Below are 19062 nucleotides of genomic sequence, written 5' to 3'. Positions count from 1 at the left end.
TCTGGCGCCGGTTGCATGGCGACCACGAGCGCTGATATGCGGGCGCGATGACGACAAAAGTCTTGCCGGAGCTTCCGGTATCCGCCGTGCTGCCGGCGCTGGGCCATGCACTCGGCTCCGGCAACGGCGCCGTGCTTGTGGCGCCGCCCGGCGCCGGCAAGACGACGCTGGTGCCGCTGGCGCTGCTCGATGCGCCATGGCTGGGCACGGGCAAGATCGTGCTGCTGGAGCCGCGCCGGCTCGCCGCCCGCGCCGCCGCCCGCCGCATGGCCGAATTGCTTGATGAGGAGCCCGGCGCCACCGTCGGCTATGCCATGCGCATGGAGAACCACACTTCGGCCCGGACAAAAATACTGGTCGTCACAGAAGGTGTGCTGGCGCGGATGATCCTTGACGATCCCGAACTGCCCGGAATCTCGGCCGTGATCTTCGACGAATTCCACGAGCGCTCGCTCGACGGCGATTTCGGCCTCGCTTTGGCGCTCGACGTGCAAGGCGCGCTGCGGCCGGACCTGCGCGTCTTGGTGATGTCGGCGACGCTGGACGGCGCCCGTGTCGCGAAGCTGTTGTCGGGCGCGCCGGTGATCGAAAGCGAAGGCCGTGCCTTTCCCGTCGACATTCGCTACGACGAGCGGCCGGCCGGCACCGCAATCGAGGACGCCATGGCCAAGGCGATCCGCGACGTTCTTGCCGACGAAAGCGGCAGCGTGCTTGCCTTCCTGCCCGGCCAGCGCGAGATCGAGCGCACCGCCGAGCGGCTTGCCGGCAAGGTCGGCGCCGACACCGATATCGTGCCGCTCTACGGCATGCTCGATGGCAAGGCGCAGGACGCGGCGATCAGGCGGGCGCCGGCGGGCCGCCGCAAGGTGGTGCTGGCTACGTCGATCGCCGAGACCTCCATCACCATCGACGGCGTGCGGGTCGTCATCGATTCCGGCCTGTCGCGGCTGCCGCGCTACGAGCCGGCCAGCGGCCTGACGCGGCTGGAGACGGTGCGCGCCAGCAAGGCCTCCGCCGACCAGCGCGCCGGCCGTGCCGGACGCACGCAGGCCGGCGTCGCCATCCGACTGTGGCGCGCCGAACAGACGGCGTCGCTTCCAGCCTTCACCCCGCCGGAAATCCTCGAGGCCGACCTTTCCGGCCTGCTGCTCGACTGCGCCGCCTTCGGTGTCGCCGATCCGACGAGCCTCGCCTTCCTCGATCCGCCGCCGGCCCCGGCGCTCAACGAGGCAAGGGCGCTGCTGCGCGCGCTTGATGCCATCGACGAGGCGGGGCGGCTGACGGAAGCGGGCGCCGCGATGCGCAAGCTCGCTCTGCCGGTGCGGCTGGCGCATATGGTCGCCGAGGCGGCCCGCGGCGGCCATGCCGGCGAGGCGGCCATGCTCGCGGTGCTGCTGACCGAGCGCGGGTTGGGCGGTGACGGCGCCGATCTCGAACGCCGGCTGATGCGCTTTCGCCAGGAAAGATCGCCGCGCGCCACCGCCGCGCGGCAACTCGCCGAACGCCTGGCGAGGCAGGCCTCTTTACCCTCCCCCTTATGGGGGTCCGAAGGACGGGCGAGACCCGTGGCTCGCCCCGGAACGTCGATCCGCGAAGCGGAGCGGGGCGGGGGGCTTTGGCGCCGCACCCCCACCCCGGCGCTACGCGCCGACCCTCTCCACAAGGGGGAGGGTGGCAGCGCTGGTCCTCTCCTCATCCATGCCTGGCCGGACCGGGTCGCCAAGGCGCGCGGCGAGCGGGGGCGTTTCGTACTGGCCAACGGCTCCGGCGCCATGCTCGACGCCGCCGATCCGCTTGCCGGCGAGGCGTTTCTGGTTGTCGCCGACCTGCAGGGCAAGGCGCAGAATGCGCGCATCACGGCGGCGGCGGCGATCAGCGAGGACGATATTCGTTCAGCACTGGCGGACAGGATCGAAACCCGCAGGCAAACGAGCTTCGATCGCGAGCGCCGCGCCGTGCGCGTGCGCGAAACCGTACGCCTCGGCGCCATCACGCTGGCCGAGCGCATGCTGCCTCCGCCAACCGGCAGTGAGGCCGACCGCGCCATGCTTGACGCCTTGCGCGAACATGGACTTTCGCTGCTGAGCTGGAGCAAGGAGGCCGAGACGCTGCGCCAGCGCCTGTCCTGGCTGCATCGCGGCCTTGGGACGCCGTGGCCCGATATGTCCGACACGGCGCTTATCGATCGCCTCGACGACTGGCTGCTGCCGTTCCTGTCGGGTGCCGCATCCTTCTCGGCCATCGATCCGGGTGTCGTCCCGGCCGGGCTGACGGCGCTTGTGCCGCACGATTTGCAGCGCCGGATCGACGCACTTGCGCCGACCCATTTCGACGTGCCGTCCGGCAGTCGCGTGCCGATCCGCTATGACGGCGAATGGCCCGTTTTGGCGGTTCGTGTCCAGGAACTGTTCGGTCTCGACCGGCACCCCGCAATCGCAGGCGGCACCGTGCCGCTGACGCTCGAACTGCTGTCGCCCGCGCACCGGCCGATCCAGACGACGCGCGACCTGCCCGGCTTCTGGCGCGGCTCCTGGGCCGATGTGCGCGCCGACATGCGCGGTCGCTATCCCAAGCACGTGTGGCCGGAAAATCCGCTGCTCGCCGCCGCCACCAGCCGCGCCAAGCCGCGCGGGACGTAGTTGCTTGGCGATTGGCGCAAACGCCATCGCTTCGTCATCCACCTAGCGCTCGCCGCTTCGCGGCTGTATTTCATGGCCATGATCAACGTATTGCGTTCTCCCGACTTCCAGCAGAGCCAGCGACTGCGCCTCAACACGCTGATCCGGCTGCGCTGGCTTGCCATTGTCGGCCAGAGCGTGACGGTGCTTTTCGTCGCCTATGGCCTGAAATTCCCACTGCCGGTCAGCCTGTGCTTTGCCCTGATCGCCTGTTCGGCCTGGATGAACCTGCTCCTTGCCTTTCGGTTCCCGGCCGCGCACCGGCTCACGCCGTTCGCGGCCTTCGGCATCCTGATCTTCGACAGCCTCCAGCTTGCCGGCCTGCTCTACATGACCGGCGGCCTTACCAATCCGTTCTCGCTGCTGATGACGGTGCCCGTGGTCATTTCGGCGACGTCGCTGCCCTTGCGCCTGACCGCGGTGCTTGGGGGGCTGGTGATGACGGCGGCGACCTTGCTGGTCTTTTTCCACTTGCCATTGCCCTGGCATGAAGGCGCGCCGCTGGCGATGCCCTTCATCTATGTTGCCGGCATGTGGATGGCGGTGCTGTCATCGATCGCCTTCACCGCTATTTACGCCTTCCGCGTGGCCGCGGAAGCCCGCCTGCTGGCCAATGCGCTCGCCGCCACCGAACTGGTGCTCCAGCGCGAGCAGCATCTGTCGGCGCTCGACGGGTTAGCCGCCGCCGCCGCGCATGAGCTCGGCACGCCGCTCGCCACCATCACGCTGGTCGCCAAGGAGATGGAAAAGGCGCTCGGCAAGGACGCGAAATACGGGGAGGATGTGACGCTGCTGCGCTCCCAGAGCGAGCGTTGCCGCGAGATACTCAAGCGCCTGACCAGCCTGTCGTCCGAGGGAGAGGCGCATTTGTCCCGCCTGCCTTTGACCTCGCTGGTCGAGGAGGTCACCGCGCCGCACCGCGACTTCGGCATCTCGATCAAGCTCAGGCCCGGCGAGCGCAGCGGCCCCGAGCCGGTCGGGCGCCGCAATCCCGGCGTCATCTACGGCCTTGGCAATTTGGTGGAGAACGCCGTCGATTTCGCCCGCGAGAGCGTCACCGTGCGCTGGAGCTGGGACGAGGCCACCGTCACCTTCTCGATCATCGATGACGGTCCCGGCTTTCCGCCCGAGATCATCGACCGCATCGGCGAGCCCTATATGTCGACACGCCAGGGCACGGAGGCCGGCGGCGGGCTGGGGCTGGGCCTGTTCATCGCCAAGACATTGCTCGAGCGATCGGGCGCCACGCTCGACTTTCGCAATTCGAGCGGACTGGGCGAGGGCGCCATGGTGCGGATTTCATGGCCTAGAAATGTTTTCCTGAACCCGGAATCGGCGCCCGCGACGATGTTTGACACCGCGTAAATTGGACAATCGCGACGCAAAACTATATCTGCGTAAAATTAAGGCAGCAGGAATTTCAAGACGATGACAGGCGATGAAAACAGTGGCGCAATGGTTGAGGGCGAGGACACCTCGCTTCTGATCGTCGACGACGACAAACCCTTCCTGACCCGTCTGGCCCGCGCCATGGAAACCAGGGGGTTCGTGGTCGAAACGGCCGAGAGCGTCGAGGAGGCGGTCGGCAAGGCACGCGCCAATCCGCCCGCCTACGCGGTGGTCGATATGCGGCTTGGCGACGGCAACGGCCTCGACGTCGTGGCCGCCATCCGTGAGAAGCGCGAGGATTCCCGCGCGATCATCCTGACCGGCTACGGCAACATCGCCACCGCGGTGACGGCGGTGAAGCTCGGCGCCGTCGACTATCTGTCGAAGCCGGCCGACGCCGACGACGTCTTTGCCGCGCTAACCCGCACGGCCGGCGAGCGCGCCGCGCCCCCGGAAAATCCGATGTCGGCCGACCGCGTGCGCTGGGAGCACATCCAGCGTGTCTACGAAATGTGCGAGCGCAACGTCTCCGAGACCGCGCGCCGCCTCAACATGCATCGCCGCACCCTGCAGCGCATCCTGGCCAAGCGCGCGCCGCGCTAGGAGCGCGATGCGCTGAGCATTCCTTCGGACCGGTTTCTGCTTACGGGGAAGCATCCAATTGTCGAACTCGGCCCCGCCCCTCATTGCCCTGCCGGGCATTTCTCCCCGTATAGTGACGGGGAGAAAGAGGCTGGCCGCAACGCTGGCGCCCATTCCGCAACGCTGGCGATTGGCGAAACCGGCGATGACAGCGTCCCTCTCCCCGTCACTATACGGGGAGAGGATGCCGGCAGGCAGGTGAGGGGCGGCGCCAGCGTTTGGAAAGGCAACGGAGGGTGACATGCGGGACTTGAAACAGCGGCCGGTTTCCGTCTTGCGCGAATTTCTCGACAGCGAGGCGGCCGGCGGCATCATGCTGATGGTAGCGGCGGCATTGGCCTTGATCGTCGCCAACTCACCGCTCTCCGGAACCTATTTTGCCGTCCTCCACGCCTATCTCGGCCCGCTCAGCGTGTCGCATTGGGTCAATGACGGGCTGATGGCGGTATTCTTCCTGCTCGTCGGCCTGGAGATCAAGCGCGAGATGCTGGACGGCCAGCTCTCGACCTGGCCGCGCAGGGTGCTGCCCGGCATCGCGGCGGCCGGCGGCATGGTGGTGCCGGCGCTGGCCTATGTCGCCATCAACCGTGACAATGCGGGCGCGCTGTCCGGTTGGGCGATCCCGACCGCTACCGACATCGCCTTCGCGCTCGGCGTGCTATCGCTGCTTGGCAGCCGCGTGCCGGCCTCGCTGAAAATCTTTCTCACCGCCCTTGCCATCATCGACGATCTCGGCGCGGTGATCATCATCGCGATCTTCTACACGAGCGGTCTGTCGCTTGCCTATCTGGGCGCCGCCTTCGCGGTGATCGCCGCGCTTGTCGTGCTCAACCGCATGCGGGTGATGAGCCTCGTGCCTTACCTCGTGCTCGGTGCGATCCTGTGGGTGCTGGTGCTGAAGTCGGGTGTGCATGCCACGCTTGCCGGCGTGGCGCTGGCGCTAACCATTCCGCTCGAACGCACAGCCGGCATCGAACACGATCTCGACCATTCGCCGCTGCACCGGCTCGAGCACGGCCTGCACGCAATAGTGCCCTTCGTCGTCATCCCCATCTTCGGCTTTGCCAATGCCGGCGTTTCGCTGGCGGGCCTCAGCGTCGGCGCGCTGTTCGAGCCGCTGACACTCGGCGTTGCCGCCGGCCTCGTCGTCGGCAAGCTGGTCGGCGTGTTCGGCTCCTCCGCGCTTGCCATCCGCTTCGGTCTCGCCGACCTGCCGGCCCATGCCGGCTGGCTGCACATGATCGGCATCTCGCTGCTGTGCGGCATCGGCTTCACCATGAGCCTGTTCATCGGCCTGCTCGCCTTCGCCAGCGACACGGCGCTGCAGGACGCGGTCAAGGTCGGCATTCTCTCCGGCTCCCTGGTCGCAGCGCTGCTCGGCGCGGCCGTCCTGCTGATGGCGCCGGCGGCGAGCGGGGCGGATGAAGGCGAGGAGTAGAGGTCCACAAGCGCAGGTTCTGCGAGGCAGCCTACTCGCTCTCCCCCTCCAGCGCCGGCACGGCCACTCCGGCGAGTTCCGCCGCCAAAAGCCGCGCAGCACCGGCCCGCGCGATGCGCAGCATCAGCGCCTTGCGCGTAGCCGCCGCCATGCGGTGCTCGGGCGCCTCGCGCAAAATCTCGGCGCCATAGCCGTCGGAGAGGATGAAGCCGCATTCTTCGGGAAAAATCTCCGCCGGCACGCCGGGATGGGTGGCGAAGAAGAAGCGATCCGAGTGCAGCCGGTAGTCGGGCCATTTGCGGTCGACGCGAAAATCCTCGACCGAGGACTTGATCTCGATGATCCAGATGTCGCCCTGGCGGGTCAGCGCCACGAGGTCGGCGCGGCGGCCGGTCGCCAGGGACAGTTCGGGCAGCACATGCGCGCCCATTTCGCGGAGCAGGCGCTGCACCCCGCGCCGCACCAGCATGGCGCGTTCAGACTGGCGGCCATCGATGAGCGGGTTCAGGGGAATCGGTGAGATGATTGGCATGACGGGACCATGCCAGATTTTGTTCACGATTTGAACCCGTACCGCTCATTTGGTGGCCACCCAAATCAATGGGTGCTCGATGGCATGAGCAGGCACGGAGAACCGTATGGCCACCTTCACTTTCCGTGATGGGTGAACGTGGCGGGACGACCTACGGCGCGGGAGAAGTCCTGGCGTTTATGAGCGACCAGGCCCCGTCGTTTCGATCGTAACCGGCACGCCCTGGCGCAACGAGTTGCTGACCGTCGAAACCGCGCTGGCACGGTCAATGATCCTTTGGGGATCGGACCCGTCCAAGGTCTCGCAGGAAACCGTCATCCTTGCTGCGGTCGCCAGCAGGGGCTTGCCGTCGAGATCAAGCCTCACCGAGACGGCGATCCTGCCGAGTTTCACGCCGATCTCGTCGGCGACATAGCGAAGGTCGTTGCAGAAGCAGCCGCCAATCGCCAGCGCCAGCAGCTGGCCGCCATTGAAGCCCAGGCCCATGCCGCCGGCCTTGCCCTCGGGCCGGTCGACGACGATCGTGTGGCCGCCGGCCCAGCCCATGGCGGCTTCGGTGCCTTCGACATTGTGCAGTTCGACAGTCATCGAGGCCATCGGCATCCTCCCTCCGTAGCCGAGAGGCGTCGGGCCTAGCCGGCACGGATCTATGCGACCGTGACGGCTTTATCGCCGAGCGGCGCGGTTCCCGCAATGTCATCGATGATCGGGCAGTCCGGCCGGTCGTCGCCATGGCAGGCCTGGACGAGCTTCTGCAGGGTCGATCGCATCGACTGCAGCTCGCGCACCTTCTCCTCGATCGCCCTGACATGGGCGGTGGCGATCTCGCGCACGTCGTGGCTGGCGCGGCTGCGGTCCTGGTAAAGCGCCATCAACTGGCGGCAATCGTCGATGGAAAAGCCCAGGTTGCGGGCACGGCGCAGGAAGGTCAGCCGATGGATGTCGTCGCCCGAATAGTCGCGATAGCCGTTGCCGGCACGCGCAGGCGCGATCAGGCCGATTTCCTCATAGTAGCGGATGGTCTTGGCTGGCAGACCGGAACGCTGGGCGGCGTCGCCGACATTCATGGTTGTTCCTCGATTCCTGCTGGCCCGAGAGTCATGGCCATTGAATTTCCTTCACAATCCGGTGAAGGCTGTTGCCGAAATGCCGCAGTTGCTGGCTTACCGGCAGGTGAGGTCTTGCATATAGGCATCGCGTACTTGGCAAGCAAAGCAAATGCCAGCATGAATGATGGCAAGAAAGCGGCCGACTCGTGCCGCGGATGTTTGGCGGGGCACGGATCACCTCATGCGCATGAAGTCGCTTGCAGTAATTGCCGCACTGGCGCTGTCCACCGCACTCGCCGGTTGCAGCACCATTGGCGGGCAGATATTCTCCAACGACTATGGCGCGGTGACCGACGCCGGCTACCAGCTGCCGCGCATCCCGATCGAAAAGGTGCCCGCGAAGTATCACCGGCAGGAGGTGAACTACGACACCAAGGAAAAGCCGGGCACCATCATCGTCGATACGCAGAACAAGTTCCTCTACTTCGTCGAGGGTGACGGCCGGGCAATTCGCTACGGCATCGGCGTCGGCCGCGAGGGCTTCGAGTGGCATGGCGCCGCCCATGTCGCCATCAAGCGCGAATGGCCGACCTGGACGCCGCCGTCGCAGATGATCAAGCGCCAGCCGGAACTCGCCAAGTTCGCCGGCGGCATGGAGCCGGGCCTGAAGAACCCGCTCGGCGCGCGCGCTCTGTACCTGTTCAACAAGGGCGGTGACATGGGCTATCGCCTGCATGGCAGCCCGGAATGGAACTCGATCGGCAAGGCGATGTCGTCGGGCTGCATCCGGCTGATGAACCAGGACATCATCGACCTTTACGATCGCGCCGAGGTCGGCGCCAAGGTCATCGTTCTCTGACCGTGACCGCGAGGTTCATGGTCAAAACCGTTCGTACGCGGACCGTCTAGGCAACAACGGACGTCCCCAACAAAAAACCGGGCAATTCGGCCCGGTTTTTTGTTGCTTGCTTTTTGAGAATCGTCGCCGCGCTCGGCGAAGACGAATGGTCAGGCGACCTGTTCGACCTGCTGGACCTCGGGAACGAAGTGGCGGAGCAGGTTCTGGATGCCGTGCTTCAGCGTCGCCGTCGATGACGGGCAGCCGGCGCAGGCGCCCTTCATGTGCAGGAACACGGTGCCGTTCTCGAAGCCGCGGAAGGTGATGTCGCCGCCATCCTGGGCCACTGCCGGGCGCACCCGTGTGTCGAGCAGCTCCTTGATGGTGATGACGAGTTCCTCGTCGGCCTTGTCGTAGAACTCGCCGGTCTGGCTAGTCTCCGCGGCGGGGCCGGCATTGGCCATGACAGGCGCGCCGGACATGAAATGCTCCATGATGGCGCCCAGGATCGCCGGCTTCAGATGCTGCCAGTCGGGCCCGTCCTTGGTCACGGTGATGAAGTCGTAGCCGAAGAAGACGCCGGTGACGCCCGGTATTTCGAACAGCCGGCCGGCCAGCGGCGAGGCCGTCGCCGCACTATCGGCATCACGGAAATCGGCGGTGCCTTCCAAAAGCACTTCCTTGCCGGGCAGGAATTTCAGCGTCGCCGGGTTTGGCGTCGATTCGGTCTGGATGAACATGGCCGTCTCCGTGCCCGTCTCGGGCAGATAGTTTGGAATAATTCTAAATAAGCTCTATCGGCTGGACATTCAAGCGAAACGCGTCGCCCGAACGGCTGGCTGGCGGAATGTTTTTGCGACTCCTGCCAAGCACTATGAAGTGTGTCGAGATTCGGGTCAGGCCGAGTCGAAAATGGTGGTTTCCGAGAACCGGAGCGGAGCGTACTTGAAGTACGTGAGCACCGGAAGCGCAGGAACCCGCCATTTGTAGGCCGGCATCACCCGAATATCGATACACTTCAGGCGAGGCTGTCGATCTCCTCGTCCGAAAGGTTTTGCGGCACCACGGTCACCGGGATAGGGAAGGCGGCGCCCTTGCCGGCCACCGCGCCGACCAGCGGCCCGGGCCCTTCCTTGCCGGCGCCGGCCGCCAGCACCAGGATGGCGATATCCTGGTCTTCCTCGATCAGCTTGTGGATCTCTTCGGTGGGCTTGCCCTCGCGCACCACCATCTCCGGTTCGATGCCGAGCTTCTGGCGCACCTTGTTGGCATAGCTGTCGAGCGCGGTGCGTGCGGTGGCGGTCGCCTCCTCGCGCATGATCTTCTCGACGCCCAGCCAGTGCTGGAAATCGTCCGGTTCGATGACATAGAGCAGCACCAGCACGCCGCTGGTGCTCAGCGCCCGCTTCGAGGCGTAGGCGACGGCGCGCTCGCATTCGGGCGTATCGTCGATGATCGCCAGGAACTTCCGGCGATGTCCGGCTTCGCGGCTGAGGCGTTTGGAGACCATGTCTATTTACTCGATGTCATTTCGGCCGCAATCTGCCACTGCGGCTGACCGGCGGCAAGCCGCCGGTCTTTGGCCGGTATGGTGCGGGGCATAAGGATGCGGATCAGTCCTGCAGCAGCCCGATGATGTCGCGCACCGTCTTCATCGTCGCTTCGGCCAGCACGCCGGCGCGCTCGCCGCCGTCCCGCAGTACCGCGTCGACATAGGCGCGGTCATCGGAAATGCGGCGCATTTCGGCGGCGACGGGAGCCAGTTTTTCGACCGCCAGGTCGGCCAGTGCCGGCTTGAACACCGAAAACTGCTGGCCGCCGAACTCCTTCAGCACCGCCTCTTTCGATATGTCGGCAAGGCCGGCATAAATGCCGACCAGGTTTTCCGCTTCCGGCCGGGTGGCGAGGCCGTCCACTTCGCTCGGCAAGGCTTCCGGATCGGTCTTGGCCTTGCGGATCTTCTTGGAGATGGCGTCGGCATCGTCGGTCAGATTGATGCGCGACAGATCCGACGGGTCCGACTTCGACATCTTCTTGGAGCCGTCGCGCAACGACATGATGCGCGCCGCCGGCCCGCCGATGACCGGCTCGGTGATCGGAAAGTAGCCGTTCACAATTTCCTCTCCGACCTGCATCTCGACGCCGACGCCAAGACCGGCGATGCGGTCCGAAAAGTCGTTGTTGAATTTCTGGGCGATGTCGCGCGTCAGTTCCAGATGCTGCTTCTGGTCCTCGCCGACCGGCACATGGGTGGCGCGGTAGAGCAGGATGTCGGCTGCCATCAGCGAGGGATAGGCAAGCAGGCCGAGCGAGGCGTTCTCGCGGTCCTTGCCGGCCTTGTCCTTGAACTGCGTCATCTTGTTCATCCAGCCGATGCGCGCCACGCAGTTGAAAATCCAGGCGAGCTCGGCGTGCTGCATCACCCGCGACTGGTTGAACACGATGTGCTTCTTCGGATCGATGCCGGAGGCCAGGAATGCCGCCGTGATGGAGCGCGTCTGGTCCCTGAGATCGTCATAGACCAGCTGGGCCGTCAGCGAATGCAGGTCGACGACGCAGTAGATGCAATCGGACGTGTCCTGCAGAGCGACGAATTTCTTGATGGCGCCGAGATAGTTGCCAAGATGCAGATTGCCGGTCGGCTGGACGCCGGAGAAGACGAGTGGCTTGAAGGCGGACATGGTTTCCTCGTGGCTTGTGGAGGGCCGTATAAGCGTGATTCCGAAAAGTTGCAGACTTTTCGGAGCCAATCACGCGGCTGGAAACCGCGTGCGGCGAAAGTCTTGCGACGGCGCGCTTATGGACGAACATGACGCTGCGATCAAGACTGCTATTGCAGTCGGGCTGCCCGGCCTACTCGTCCAGCTCGGCGTTTACGGCTGGTGGTGTCGCTTTGCCTGAGCCGCGCTTCACATTGCGGCGGATCATGCCGAAATCGGCGCCGCCGCTGGCAAAGGCCGTGACGAAGTAGAGCAGCGCCCCGCCGGCCACCAGCCCCAGCAGCGTCGTCGCCTTGACGACCAGCGGCGAGCCGGAGCCGAGGCTGGCGCTCAGCCAGTGTTCGGCGAAATAGAGGGCGACGCCCATCACCCCCGCCGAGAGCACCAGACGCGGAATGCGCTTCAGAAGCGGCACGTCGCGGCCCCAATGGCCGCGCCGGATCAGCACCCCGAGCAGCATCAGCGCGTTGACCCAGCCGGCCACCGCCGAGGCCACGGCGATGCCGGGCGCGCCCATCCTCGGAAACAGCGTCAGCGCGGTGGCGACGTTCACCGCCACCGAGATGGCGGCGAAGATCATCGGCGTGCGTGTGTCCTCGCGGGCGAAATAGCCCGGGGTGAACGCCTTGATCAGCACGAAGGCCGGCAGGCCGAGCCCGAAGATCGCCAGGATCGCCGCCACGACAGGCGTCGAATGGTTGGTGGCGAACGCGCCGCGCTCATAGACCAGCCGCACGATCGGCTCAGACATGACCCAGAGCGCCACCGCAGCCGGCAAGGTCATGAACAAGGTGAATTCGACCGAGCGGTTTTGCAGATTGGCCGCCTCGATCAGATTGCCCGACTTCAGCGCCCGCGACAGTTCCGGCAACAGCACGATCGCAACGGCGACGCCGACCACGCCAAGTGGCAGCTGGTAGACGCGGTCGGCATAGGCGAGCGAGGAGACGGCGCTGTCCTGCGCCGAGGCGATGGCGGTGCCTATCAGCTGGTTGATCTGGGTGATGCCGCCGGTGATCGCCGCCGGCAGCGCCAGGATCAGGAGCCGCTTCACGTTCGGCGTCATCTTCGGCCGGCGGAAACCGATCGAGATGCCGGCGTTGCGAACCGCCACCCAGACGATGGCGAGCTGCACGAGGCCCGCCGCCAGAACGCCCCAGGACAGGCTGAAGCCGACGGCATGCGCATCCAGCCCATGATACCAGGCATAGCCAAGCACGCTGATCAGGATGATGTTGAGAAAGGCAGGCGCGATCGCCGCGGCGAAATAGCGGCGCAGCGAATTCAGCATGCCCGCCATCATGGCGGCCAGCGACATGCAGATGAGATAGGGGAACATGATCGTCGCCAGAGTGACGGTCGTCTCGAACTTGCCCGGCGTGTCGGCGAAACCCGGCGCCACCAGGTAGCGCACGATCAGCGGCATCGCCAGTTCCATGGCGATGGTCAGCGCCAGCAGCGCCGTGAACAGCACCCCGAACACTTCCTCTGAAAAGCGCTTGGCGCCGTCGGTGCCGTGCGTCTCGATCTCCTTGGCGAACAGCGGCACGAAGGCGGCGTTGAAGGCGCCTTCGGCGAACAGCCGGCGAAAGGTGTTGGGAAACTGGAAGGCGGCGTTGAAGGCGTCGGCCACCGGCCCGGTGCCCAGTGCTGCCGCCATCAGCATCTCGCGGCCGAAACCGAGCGCGCGGCTCATCAGCGTGCCGGAAGCGACCGTAGCGAATTTCTTGACGAGGCTCATGCGTTTGGAGACTGCCTGCGCGATTGGGACAAAGTGATGGTGGCGCTCACTCGGCGGCGGCCCTGGTCCTGCTGCCGCGTTCGGAGGCCGTGCCCTCGAGCGTCGCCGTCAGCCGGTTGCGGATGGTGGTGGTGCGTGACGGGCTGTCGATCTTCTGGCCGGTGAGGTCGGTGACATAGAACGTATCGATCACCTTTTCGCCGAAGGTGGTGATGTGGGCCGACGCGATGTCGAGCGACAGGTCGGACAGCGTTCCGGTGATCTCCGACAACAGACCCGGCCGGTCCAGCCCCTCGACCTCGATCACCGAAAATCGGTTCGACAGCGTGTTGCGGATTTCGGCGCGCGGCGCGATCCGGAAGACCTTGGCGCCGCGCTTGGGCTTGGTGCGCTTCTCGATCATCTCCGGCAGCCAGCTCTTGCCCGACAGCACGTCCTCGATCAGCCGCCCGACGCGCTCGGCGCGCCGGCGCTCGTCCTCGTCGCGGTCGAACTCCCTCGAGATCAGGATCGTGTCCAGTGCGCGGCCGTCCGAGGTGGTGAAGATCTGCGCGTCGACGATGTTGCCGCCGGCCGCCACACAGGCGCCGGCGATCACCGACAGCAGGCGCGGATGGTCCTGCGCCAAAACGGTGATCTCGGTCACCGCCTCGAACTGGTGCGTCTTGACCATGGTGGCGAGCTTGTTGCCGGACGCATCCGCCTCGCGGATGAATTCGGCGTGGCGAAGCTGGTCCGGCAGGTCGACGGTCAACAGGTAATTCTCATAGTGCAGGCCGACATAGCGTTTGCGGATCTTGTCGGGCCAGCCGGCGAGGGCTTCGGCCAGGCACTCGCGCGCCGCCGCCGTGCGCTGGGCGCGCGACACTTCCGAGAAGCCGCCGGTGAGCAGCAGTTCGGTCTCGTAGTACAGCGTGCGCAGCAACTGGCCCTTCCAACCGTTCCAGACGCCCGGTCCGACGCCCCTGATGTCGCAGACGGTGAGGATGAGAAGCAGCTTCAGCCGCTCGACGGACTGCACGATCGAGGCGAAGTCCTCGATCGTCTTGCGATCGTTGAGATCGCGCGTCTGCGCCGTCATCGACATGACCAGATGGTTCTCGACCAGCCAGGCCACCGTTTCGGTGTCGGCGGTCGAAAGTCCCATATGCGGGCAGATGCGCCGGGCGATCCGCGCGCCGGCTTCCGAATGGTCCTCCGGCCTGCCCTTGGCGATGTCGTGCAGCAGCACGGCGACGTAGAGCGCTTCGCGGCTCTTTCTCAGTCCCGGCATCAGCGAATGCGACAGCGGATGCACCTTCTCGCCGTCGCCGCGCTCGATCTCGGCCAGCACGCCGATGCAGCGGATCAGATGCTCGTCGACCGTGTAGTGGTGGTACATCGAGAACTGCATCATGGCGACGATCTTGCCGAAATCAGGGATCAGCCGGCCCAGCAGCCCCGCCTCGTTCATGCGGCGCAGGTTGAGCTCGGCATTGCGGTCCGAGGTCAGGATGTCGAGGAACAGCCGGTTGGCCTCCTCGTCGCGCCGGAGCGATTTGTTGACCAGGCCGAGCGAGCGGGTGAGCAGCTTCAGCGCGTCGGGGTGAAACTCCAGCCCGTGCTTGTCGGCGAACCAGAACAGCCTGAGCAGATTGACCGGATCGCGCTCGAACACCTGGTCGTCGGCGATGTTGATACGGTGGTTGTCGACGATGAAATCCGACGTGCCGGCAAGCTTGCGCTTGCGGCGCTGGAAGGTGAGGAAGATGCGGTTGAAGCCCGGCACATGCTTGGCCTGCTCCTCTTCGAGCGCGGCGCAGAAGATGCGGGTCAGGTCGCCGACATCCTTGGCGACGAGGAAGTAGTGCTTCATGAAGCGCTCGACCGCCGACAGGCCGGGATGCGTGGTGTAGCCCAGCCGCTCCGCGATCTCGCGCTGGATGTCGAAATGCAGCCGCTCCTCGGCCTTGCCGGTGAGGAAATGCATGTGACAGCGCACGGCCCACAGGAAATCCTCGGCCTTCTGGAATTCGCGGTATTCGGCCTGCGTGAAGACGCCCTTCTCGACCAGCTCCTCGCCGGTGCGCACCCGGTAGAAATATTTGCCGATCCAGAACAGCGTCTGCAGGTCGCGCAGGCCGCCCTTGCCGTCCTTGACGTTGGGCTCGACCAGATAGCGGCTTTCGCCGGCCTTGGCATGGCGCTCGTCGCGTTCGGCGAGCTTGGCCTGCACATATTCCGGTCCGGTGGTGCGCACCACCTCATGGTCGAAGCGCAGCATCAGTTCGTCGTAGAGCTTCTGCTCACCCCACAGGAAGCGCGCTTCCAGGATCGAGGTGCGGATGGTGATGTCGGTGCGCGACAGCCTGAGGCATTCCTCGATGTTGCGGGTCGCGTGGCCGACCTTCAGCCCGAGGTCCCACAGCATGTAGAGCATGTATTCGACTGTCTGTTCGCCCCACGGCGTCTGCTTGTAGGGCAGCAGGAACAGGAGGTCGATGTCGGATCCCGGCGCCAGCGTGCCGCGCCCATAGCCGCCGACCGCGACGACGGCCATGCGTTCGGCGACCGACCGGTTCTTTACCCGGTAGACATGGGTCGCGACAAAATCGTAGAGCGCCCGGATCAGCTCATCCATCAGATGCGACAGCCGCTCGGCGCAGGCATTGCCGCCGCCATCCTGCTTCAGCATGGCCTCGGCTGTTTTGCGGCCCGCGGCGAGCCGGCCCTTGAGAAGCTGGAGAACCCCGGCGCGGGCGGCCGATCCGGAGCCGTCCCCGGTCGTGGCCGCCGTCAGCGCGGTCATCTCGCGGCGCAAGGCGTCGCCGTCGATCAGTTCATCGAGCTTCAAGGAGATTTTCGCCATGGTACCGGTTGGCCTTGCCTTTTGGGCGGCGTCTATAGCGCGTTTCCGCGGCGCTGGGTATGGGGGCGGGTTGACGCGTTTCCATGGTGCGGGACACCCGCGACAATAAAATTCAAGCCAGTCCTTGACCTTCCAGTTACTGGAAGGACTACCTCCGGCTCGAAGCAGTTTGATAGAGGCATTCGAAATGACGCATTCAGATCACGATCATCACGCGCATGGTGGTTGCTGCGCGGCAAAAGGCGCGGCCGTGGATGCCGGCGCCGTCACGCGCGATCCGGTTTGCGGCATGATCGTCGATCCAGCCGCCGGCAAGCCGGTATCGGAGCATGCTGGCCGCCTCTATCATTTCTGCAGCGAAGGCTGTCGGACAAAGTTCCAAGCCGAGCCGAAACAATACCTGACCGCCACCGACCCCGTCTGCGGCATGAGCGTGGACCGCGCCACGGCAAAGCATTTTCTGCGCCATGACGGCCAGGGCTTCTATTTCTGCTCCGCCGGCTGCAAGTCGAAATTCGAGGCGGCGCCGCAAACCTATCTCGGCGACAGACCGGCGCCGGAAGCGATGCCGAAGGGGACGCAATACACTTGCCCGATGCATCCCGAGATCATCCGTGACAAGCCCGGCTCCTGCCCGATCTGCGGCATGGCTCTCGAGCCGATGGGCGTGCCGACAGGCGATGAGGGGCAAAATCCCGAACTGGTCGATTTCACCAGGCGGTTCTGGGTCAGTGCGGTGCTCTCGGTGCCCCTTCTCATCGTCGCCATGGCGCCGATGATCGGTCTGTCGCTCGAGAACCTGATAGATGACCGGACAAAGGTCTGGATCGAGCTGGCGCTCGCGAGCCCGGTCGTGCTTTGGGCCGCATTTCCGTTCTTTCATCGCGGCTGGGACTCGATCCGCAACCGCAGCCCGAACATGTGGACGCTGATTTCGCTCGGCGTCGGTGCGGCCTATCTCTACAGCGTCGTCGCGACGCTGTTCCCGGACATTTTTCCGCATCAGTTCCGCGGCCATGGCGGGGCGGTGCCGGTCTATTTCGAGGCCGCAGCCGTCATAGTCGCGCTGGTCTTTCTCGGCCAGGTGCTGGAACTGCGCGCCCGCGAAAAGACCGGCTCGGCGATCCGCGCCCTGCTCGACCTTGCGCCCAAGACCGCCCGCCGCATAGGAGAGGACGGTTCCGAGAGCGATGTGCCGCTGGACAGCGTCAAGGCCGGCGAGCGCCTGCGCATCCGGCCCGGCGATGCCGTGCCGGTCGACGGTACCGTGCTCGAAGGCCGCTCTTCCATCGATGAATCGATGATCACCGGCGAACCGTTGCCGGTCGAGAAGGCCGAAGGGGATGCCCTCACCGGCGGCACGCTCAACAAGAATGGCTCGCTGATCATGCGCGCCGAGCGGATCGGCGCCGAGACCACGCTCTCGCGCATCGTCGAGCTGGTCGCCAAGGCGCAACGCTCGCGCGCGCCGATACAAGGGTTGGCCGATCGCGTTTCCTTCTACTTCGTCCCGGCTGTCGTTCTGGTCGCCATCGCTGCCTTTGTCGCCTGGGCGGTCTTCGGCCCCGAGCCCAGCCTGATCTTCGCCATCGTCTCGGCGGTCTCGGTGTTGATCATCGCCTGTCCCTGTGCTCTGGGCCTCGCCACGCCGATGTCGATCATGACCGCTACCGGACGTGGCGCCCACGCCGGCGTGCTGATCAAGGAGGCCGCCGCGCTCGAACGCTTCGCTTCCGTCGATACGCTGATCGTCGACAAGACGGGGACACTGACCGAAGGCCGGCCGAAACTGACGGATGTCGTGGCGGCCGATGGGTTTTCGGAGGAGGAATTGCTGGGCCTCGCCGCGAGCCTGGAGAAGGGCTCGGAGCATCCCCTGGCCGAGGCTATTGTCGAAGGCGCCGCGACCCGCGGTGTAAGGGTCGCCGAAGCCAATGGCTTCGAGGCGGTCACCGGCAAGGGTGTTTCCGGTGCCGTTTCGGGCAGGAATGTAGCGCTCGGCAACGCCGCGATGATGCGTGATCTCGGTGCCGACGTGTCCACCGTTTCGGCCGCGGCCGAAGCGCTACAAGGCGATGGCAAGACGGCGATGTTCGTCGTCGTGGACAGGAAACTGGCCGGCATCGTGGCCGTCGCCGATCCGGTCAAGGCGACCACCGCCGAGGCGATCAAGGCCCTGCACGACAGCGGCTTGAGGATCATCATGGCGACCGGCGACAATGAGCGCACGGCAAACGCGATCGCCAGGAGTCTCGGCATCGACGAAGTCCGCGCCGGCCTGTTGCCGGAACAGAAGGGCGCGCTGGTCGAGGAATTGCGCGGCAAGGGCGCCGCCGTCGCCATGGCCGGCGACGGCGTCAACGACGCACCGGCCTTGGCCGCCGCCGATGTCGGTATCGCCATGGGCACCGGCGCCGATGTCGCCGTCGAAAGCGCCGGCATCACTTTGGTCAAGGGCGACCTCAACGGCATCGTGCGTGCCCGCACACTGGCGCAGGCGACCATCCGCAATATCAGGCAGAACCTGTTCTTCGCCTTCCTCTACAATGTGCTTGGCGTGCCGGTTGCGGCCGGCGTGCTCTATCCGCTGACCGGCACGCTGTTGTCGCCGATGCTGGCGGCGGCGGCGATGAGCCTGTCCTCGGTTTCAGTGATCGCCAATGCGTTGCGGCTGAGGACATTGAAACTTTGAGCCGATCCCCCAAATACGAAACCCGATCAACAGGAGACCATCAATGACCTTGGCCAAGAAAATCGTGCTGCTGCTGATGGCGGCTGGAATGCTGGTTGCCGTCTTCCTCGAAAGCGTTCCCGCGCAAAGCGAGGAGATGAGGCACGACATGGCCGGCATGGCGACGGGGGCGGAAGGCCCATCGACCGCAGGCTACAAGGCGGCGATGGACAAGATGCACGCCGACATGATGGCCTCCAAATACACCGGCGATGCCGACGTCGATTTCGTCCGCGGCATGATCCCTCACCACCAGGGCGCCATCGACATGGCCAGGGTCGAACTCGCCAACGGCAAGGACCCCGAGATCCGCAAGCTGGCCGAGGCGGTCATCGCGGCGCAGGAAGCCGAGATCAAGCAGATGCAGGACTGGCTCGCCGCCCATCCGGTGAAGTAAGCTTTCGCGGCTCGGCGAGAACGCCTCTGAATTTCTCGTCCGGCCTGTGATGCGATCCC

At 65.5% G+C, this 19062-nt stretch carries 15 protein-coding genes; 7 read left to right on the top strand and 8 right to left on the bottom strand.

Annotation, left to right across the window (positions count from 1 at the left end; translation table 11 throughout):
* The first annotated feature begins 47 nt into the window (after positions 1 to 47).
* The 4 genes from hrpB to nhaA all read left to right on the top strand — a co-directional run bounded on the left by hrpB (position 48) and on the right by nhaA (position 6147).
* Positions 48 to 2639, top strand: coding sequence for an ATP-dependent helicase HrpB (gene hrpB, locus FJ946_RS14935; protein WP_140564945.1), 2592 nt, complete (start codon positions 48 to 50; stop codon positions 2637 to 2639).
* Positions 2640 to 2711: 72 nt separating this feature from the next.
* Complete coding sequence (locus tag FJ946_RS14930) at positions 2712 to 4043, top strand: ActS/PrrB/RegB family redox-sensitive histidine kinase (RefSeq protein WP_140513548.1); 1332 nt, start codon at positions 2712 to 2714, stop codon at positions 4041 to 4043.
* A gap of 63 nt (positions 4044 to 4106) precedes the next feature.
* Positions 4107 to 4670 (top strand): ActR/PrrA/RegA family redox response regulator transcription factor, encoded by a 564-nt coding sequence (locus tag FJ946_RS14925; protein ID WP_140497143.1) that lies wholly within the window; start codon positions 4107 to 4109, stop codon positions 4668 to 4670.
* A 280-nt stretch (positions 4671 to 4950) separates the two neighbouring features.
* Complete coding sequence (gene nhaA, locus FJ946_RS14915) at positions 4951 to 6147, top strand: Na+/H+ antiporter NhaA (RefSeq protein ID WP_140497141.1); 1197 nt, start codon at positions 4951 to 4953, stop codon at positions 6145 to 6147.
* A gap of 31 nt (positions 6148 to 6178) precedes the next feature.
* Here nhaA and FJ946_RS14910 read toward each other — a convergent pair whose 3' ends face one another.
* The 3 genes from FJ946_RS14910 to cueR all read right to left on the bottom strand — a co-directional run bounded on the left by FJ946_RS14910 (position 6179) and on the right by cueR (position 7746).
* Positions 6179 to 6679: an MmcB family DNA repair protein gene (locus tag FJ946_RS14910; RefSeq protein ID WP_140513550.1), complete on the bottom strand. Its 501-nt coding sequence runs from the start codon at positions 6677 to 6679 to the stop codon at positions 6179 to 6181.
* Positions 6680 to 6856: 177 nt separating this feature from the next.
* The gene (locus FJ946_RS14905; protein ID WP_140512955.1) at positions 6857 to 7276 is read right to left on the bottom strand and encodes an OsmC family protein; all 420 of its coding nucleotides are present in this window, start codon (positions 7274 to 7276) and stop codon (positions 6857 to 6859) included.
* A gap of 50 nt (positions 7277 to 7326) precedes the next feature.
* Positions 7327 to 7746 carry a Cu(I)-responsive transcriptional regulator gene (gene cueR / locus FJ946_RS14900; protein WP_140497137.1) on the bottom strand — a complete coding sequence of 140 codons (420 nt, stop codon included), beginning with the start codon at positions 7744 to 7746 and terminating at the stop codon, positions 7327 to 7329.
* A gap of 223 nt (positions 7747 to 7969) precedes the next feature.
* Here cueR and FJ946_RS14895 point away from each other — a divergent pair, with 223 nt between their 5' ends.
* Positions 7970 to 8587 carry a L,D-transpeptidase gene (locus FJ946_RS14895; protein WP_140564943.1) on the top strand — a complete coding sequence of 206 codons (618 nt, stop codon included), beginning with the start codon at positions 7970 to 7972 and terminating at the stop codon, positions 8585 to 8587.
* A gap of 149 nt (positions 8588 to 8736) precedes the next feature.
* On the opposite strand, the gene FJ946_RS14890 is transcribed toward FJ946_RS14895, so the two are convergent.
* From FJ946_RS14890 to FJ946_RS14870, 5 genes are all read right to left on the bottom strand, one after another.
* Complete coding sequence (locus FJ946_RS14890) at positions 8737 to 9306, bottom strand: NifU family protein (RefSeq protein WP_140497133.1); 570 nt, start codon at positions 9304 to 9306, stop codon at positions 8737 to 8739.
* A 278-nt stretch (positions 9307 to 9584) separates the two neighbouring features.
* Entirely contained in the window at positions 9585 to 10076 is a 492-nt protein-coding gene (locus tag FJ946_RS14885) for a universal stress protein (protein WP_140497131.1), read from the bottom strand.
* Between the two features lie 103 nt (positions 10077 to 10179).
* Positions 10180 to 11247, bottom strand: a complete 1068-nt coding sequence (gene trpS, locus FJ946_RS14880; protein ID WP_140564941.1) for a tryptophan--tRNA ligase — start codon at positions 11245 to 11247, stop codon at positions 10180 to 10182.
* A gap of 172 nt (positions 11248 to 11419) precedes the next feature.
* Positions 11420 to 13027 (bottom strand): murein biosynthesis integral membrane protein MurJ, encoded by a 1608-nt coding sequence (gene murJ, locus FJ946_RS14875; RefSeq protein ID WP_140564940.1) that lies wholly within the window; start codon positions 13025 to 13027, stop codon positions 11420 to 11422.
* A gap of 46 nt (positions 13028 to 13073) precedes the next feature.
* Entirely contained in the window at positions 13074 to 15875 is a 2802-nt protein-coding gene (locus FJ946_RS14870) for a [protein-PII] uridylyltransferase (protein WP_140564938.1), read from the bottom strand.
* Positions 15876 to 16062: 187 nt separating this feature from the next.
* Between FJ946_RS14870 and FJ946_RS14865 the strand changes: the two genes are divergently transcribed.
* Both FJ946_RS14865 and FJ946_RS14860 read left to right on the top strand, forming a co-directional pair.
* Positions 16063 to 18567 carry a heavy metal translocating P-type ATPase gene (locus FJ946_RS14865; RefSeq protein ID WP_140564937.1) on the top strand — a complete coding sequence of 835 codons (2505 nt, stop codon included), beginning with the start codon at positions 16063 to 16065 and terminating at the stop codon, positions 18565 to 18567.
* A gap of 43 nt (positions 18568 to 18610) precedes the next feature.
* Positions 18611 to 19003 (top strand): DUF305 domain-containing protein, encoded by a 393-nt coding sequence (locus FJ946_RS14860; protein ID WP_140564935.1) that lies wholly within the window; start codon positions 18611 to 18613, stop codon positions 19001 to 19003.
* Positions 19004 to 19062 lie beyond the last annotated feature (59 nt).

Origin of the sequence: Mesorhizobium sp. B2-4-7 (assembly GCF_006442685.1) — a bacterium.
Taxonomy (GTDB): domain Bacteria; phylum Pseudomonadota; class Alphaproteobacteria; order Rhizobiales; family Rhizobiaceae; genus Mesorhizobium.
The sequence above is the reverse complement of the archived record's forward strand: the minus strand, read 5'-3'. Positions and strand labels throughout refer to the sequence as shown.

Bases quoted from the DNA above. Each gene is read 5' to 3' on its own strand.
- cueR (WP_140497137.1), bottom strand. From the start codon at position 7,746: ATGAATGTCGGCGACGCCGCCCAGCGTTCCGGTCTGCCAGCCAAGACC.
- nhaA (WP_140497141.1), top strand. From the start codon at position 4,951: ATGCGGGACTTGAAACAGCGGCCGGTTTCCGTCTTGCGCGAATTTCTC.
- FJ946_RS14860 (WP_140564935.1), top strand. From the start codon at position 18,611: ATGACCTTGGCCAAGAAAATCGTGCTGCTGCTGATGGCGGCTGGAATG.
- trpS (WP_140564941.1), bottom strand. From the start codon at position 11,247: ATGTCCGCCTTCAAGCCACTCGTCTTCTCCGGCGTCCAGCCGACCGGC.
- FJ946_RS14890 (WP_140497133.1), bottom strand. From the start codon at position 9,306: ATGTTCATCCAGACCGAATCGACGCCAAACCCGGCGACGCTGAAATTC.
- murJ (WP_140564940.1), bottom strand. From the start codon at position 13,027: ATGAGCCTCGTCAAGAAATTCGCTACGGTCGCTTCCGGCACGCTGATG.
- FJ946_RS14930 (WP_140513548.1), top strand. From the start codon at position 2,712: ATGGCCATGATCAACGTATTGCGTTCTCCCGACTTCCAGCAGAGCCAG.
- hrpB (WP_140564945.1), top strand. From the start codon at position 48: ATGACGACAAAAGTCTTGCCGGAGCTTCCGGTATCCGCCGTGCTGCCG.
- FJ946_RS14865 (WP_140564937.1), top strand. From the start codon at position 16,063: ATGACGCATTCAGATCACGATCATCACGCGCATGGTGGTTGCTGCGCG.
- FJ946_RS14925 (WP_140497143.1), top strand. From the start codon at position 4,107: ATGACAGGCGATGAAAACAGTGGCGCAATGGTTGAGGGCGAGGACACC.
- FJ946_RS14905 (WP_140512955.1), bottom strand. From the start codon at position 7,276: ATGGCCTCGATGACTGTCGAACTGCACAATGTCGAAGGCACCGAAGCC.
- FJ946_RS14870 (WP_140564938.1), bottom strand. From the start codon at position 15,875: ATGGCGAAAATCTCCTTGAAGCTCGATGAACTGATCGACGGCGACGCC.
- FJ946_RS14895 (WP_140564943.1), top strand. From the start codon at position 7,970: ATGCGCATGAAGTCGCTTGCAGTAATTGCCGCACTGGCGCTGTCCACC.
- FJ946_RS14910 (WP_140513550.1), bottom strand. From the start codon at position 6,679: ATGCCAATCATCTCACCGATTCCCCTGAACCCGCTCATCGATGGCCGC.
- FJ946_RS14885 (WP_140497131.1), bottom strand. From the start codon at position 10,076: ATGGTCTCCAAACGCCTCAGCCGCGAAGCCGGACATCGCCGGAAGTTC.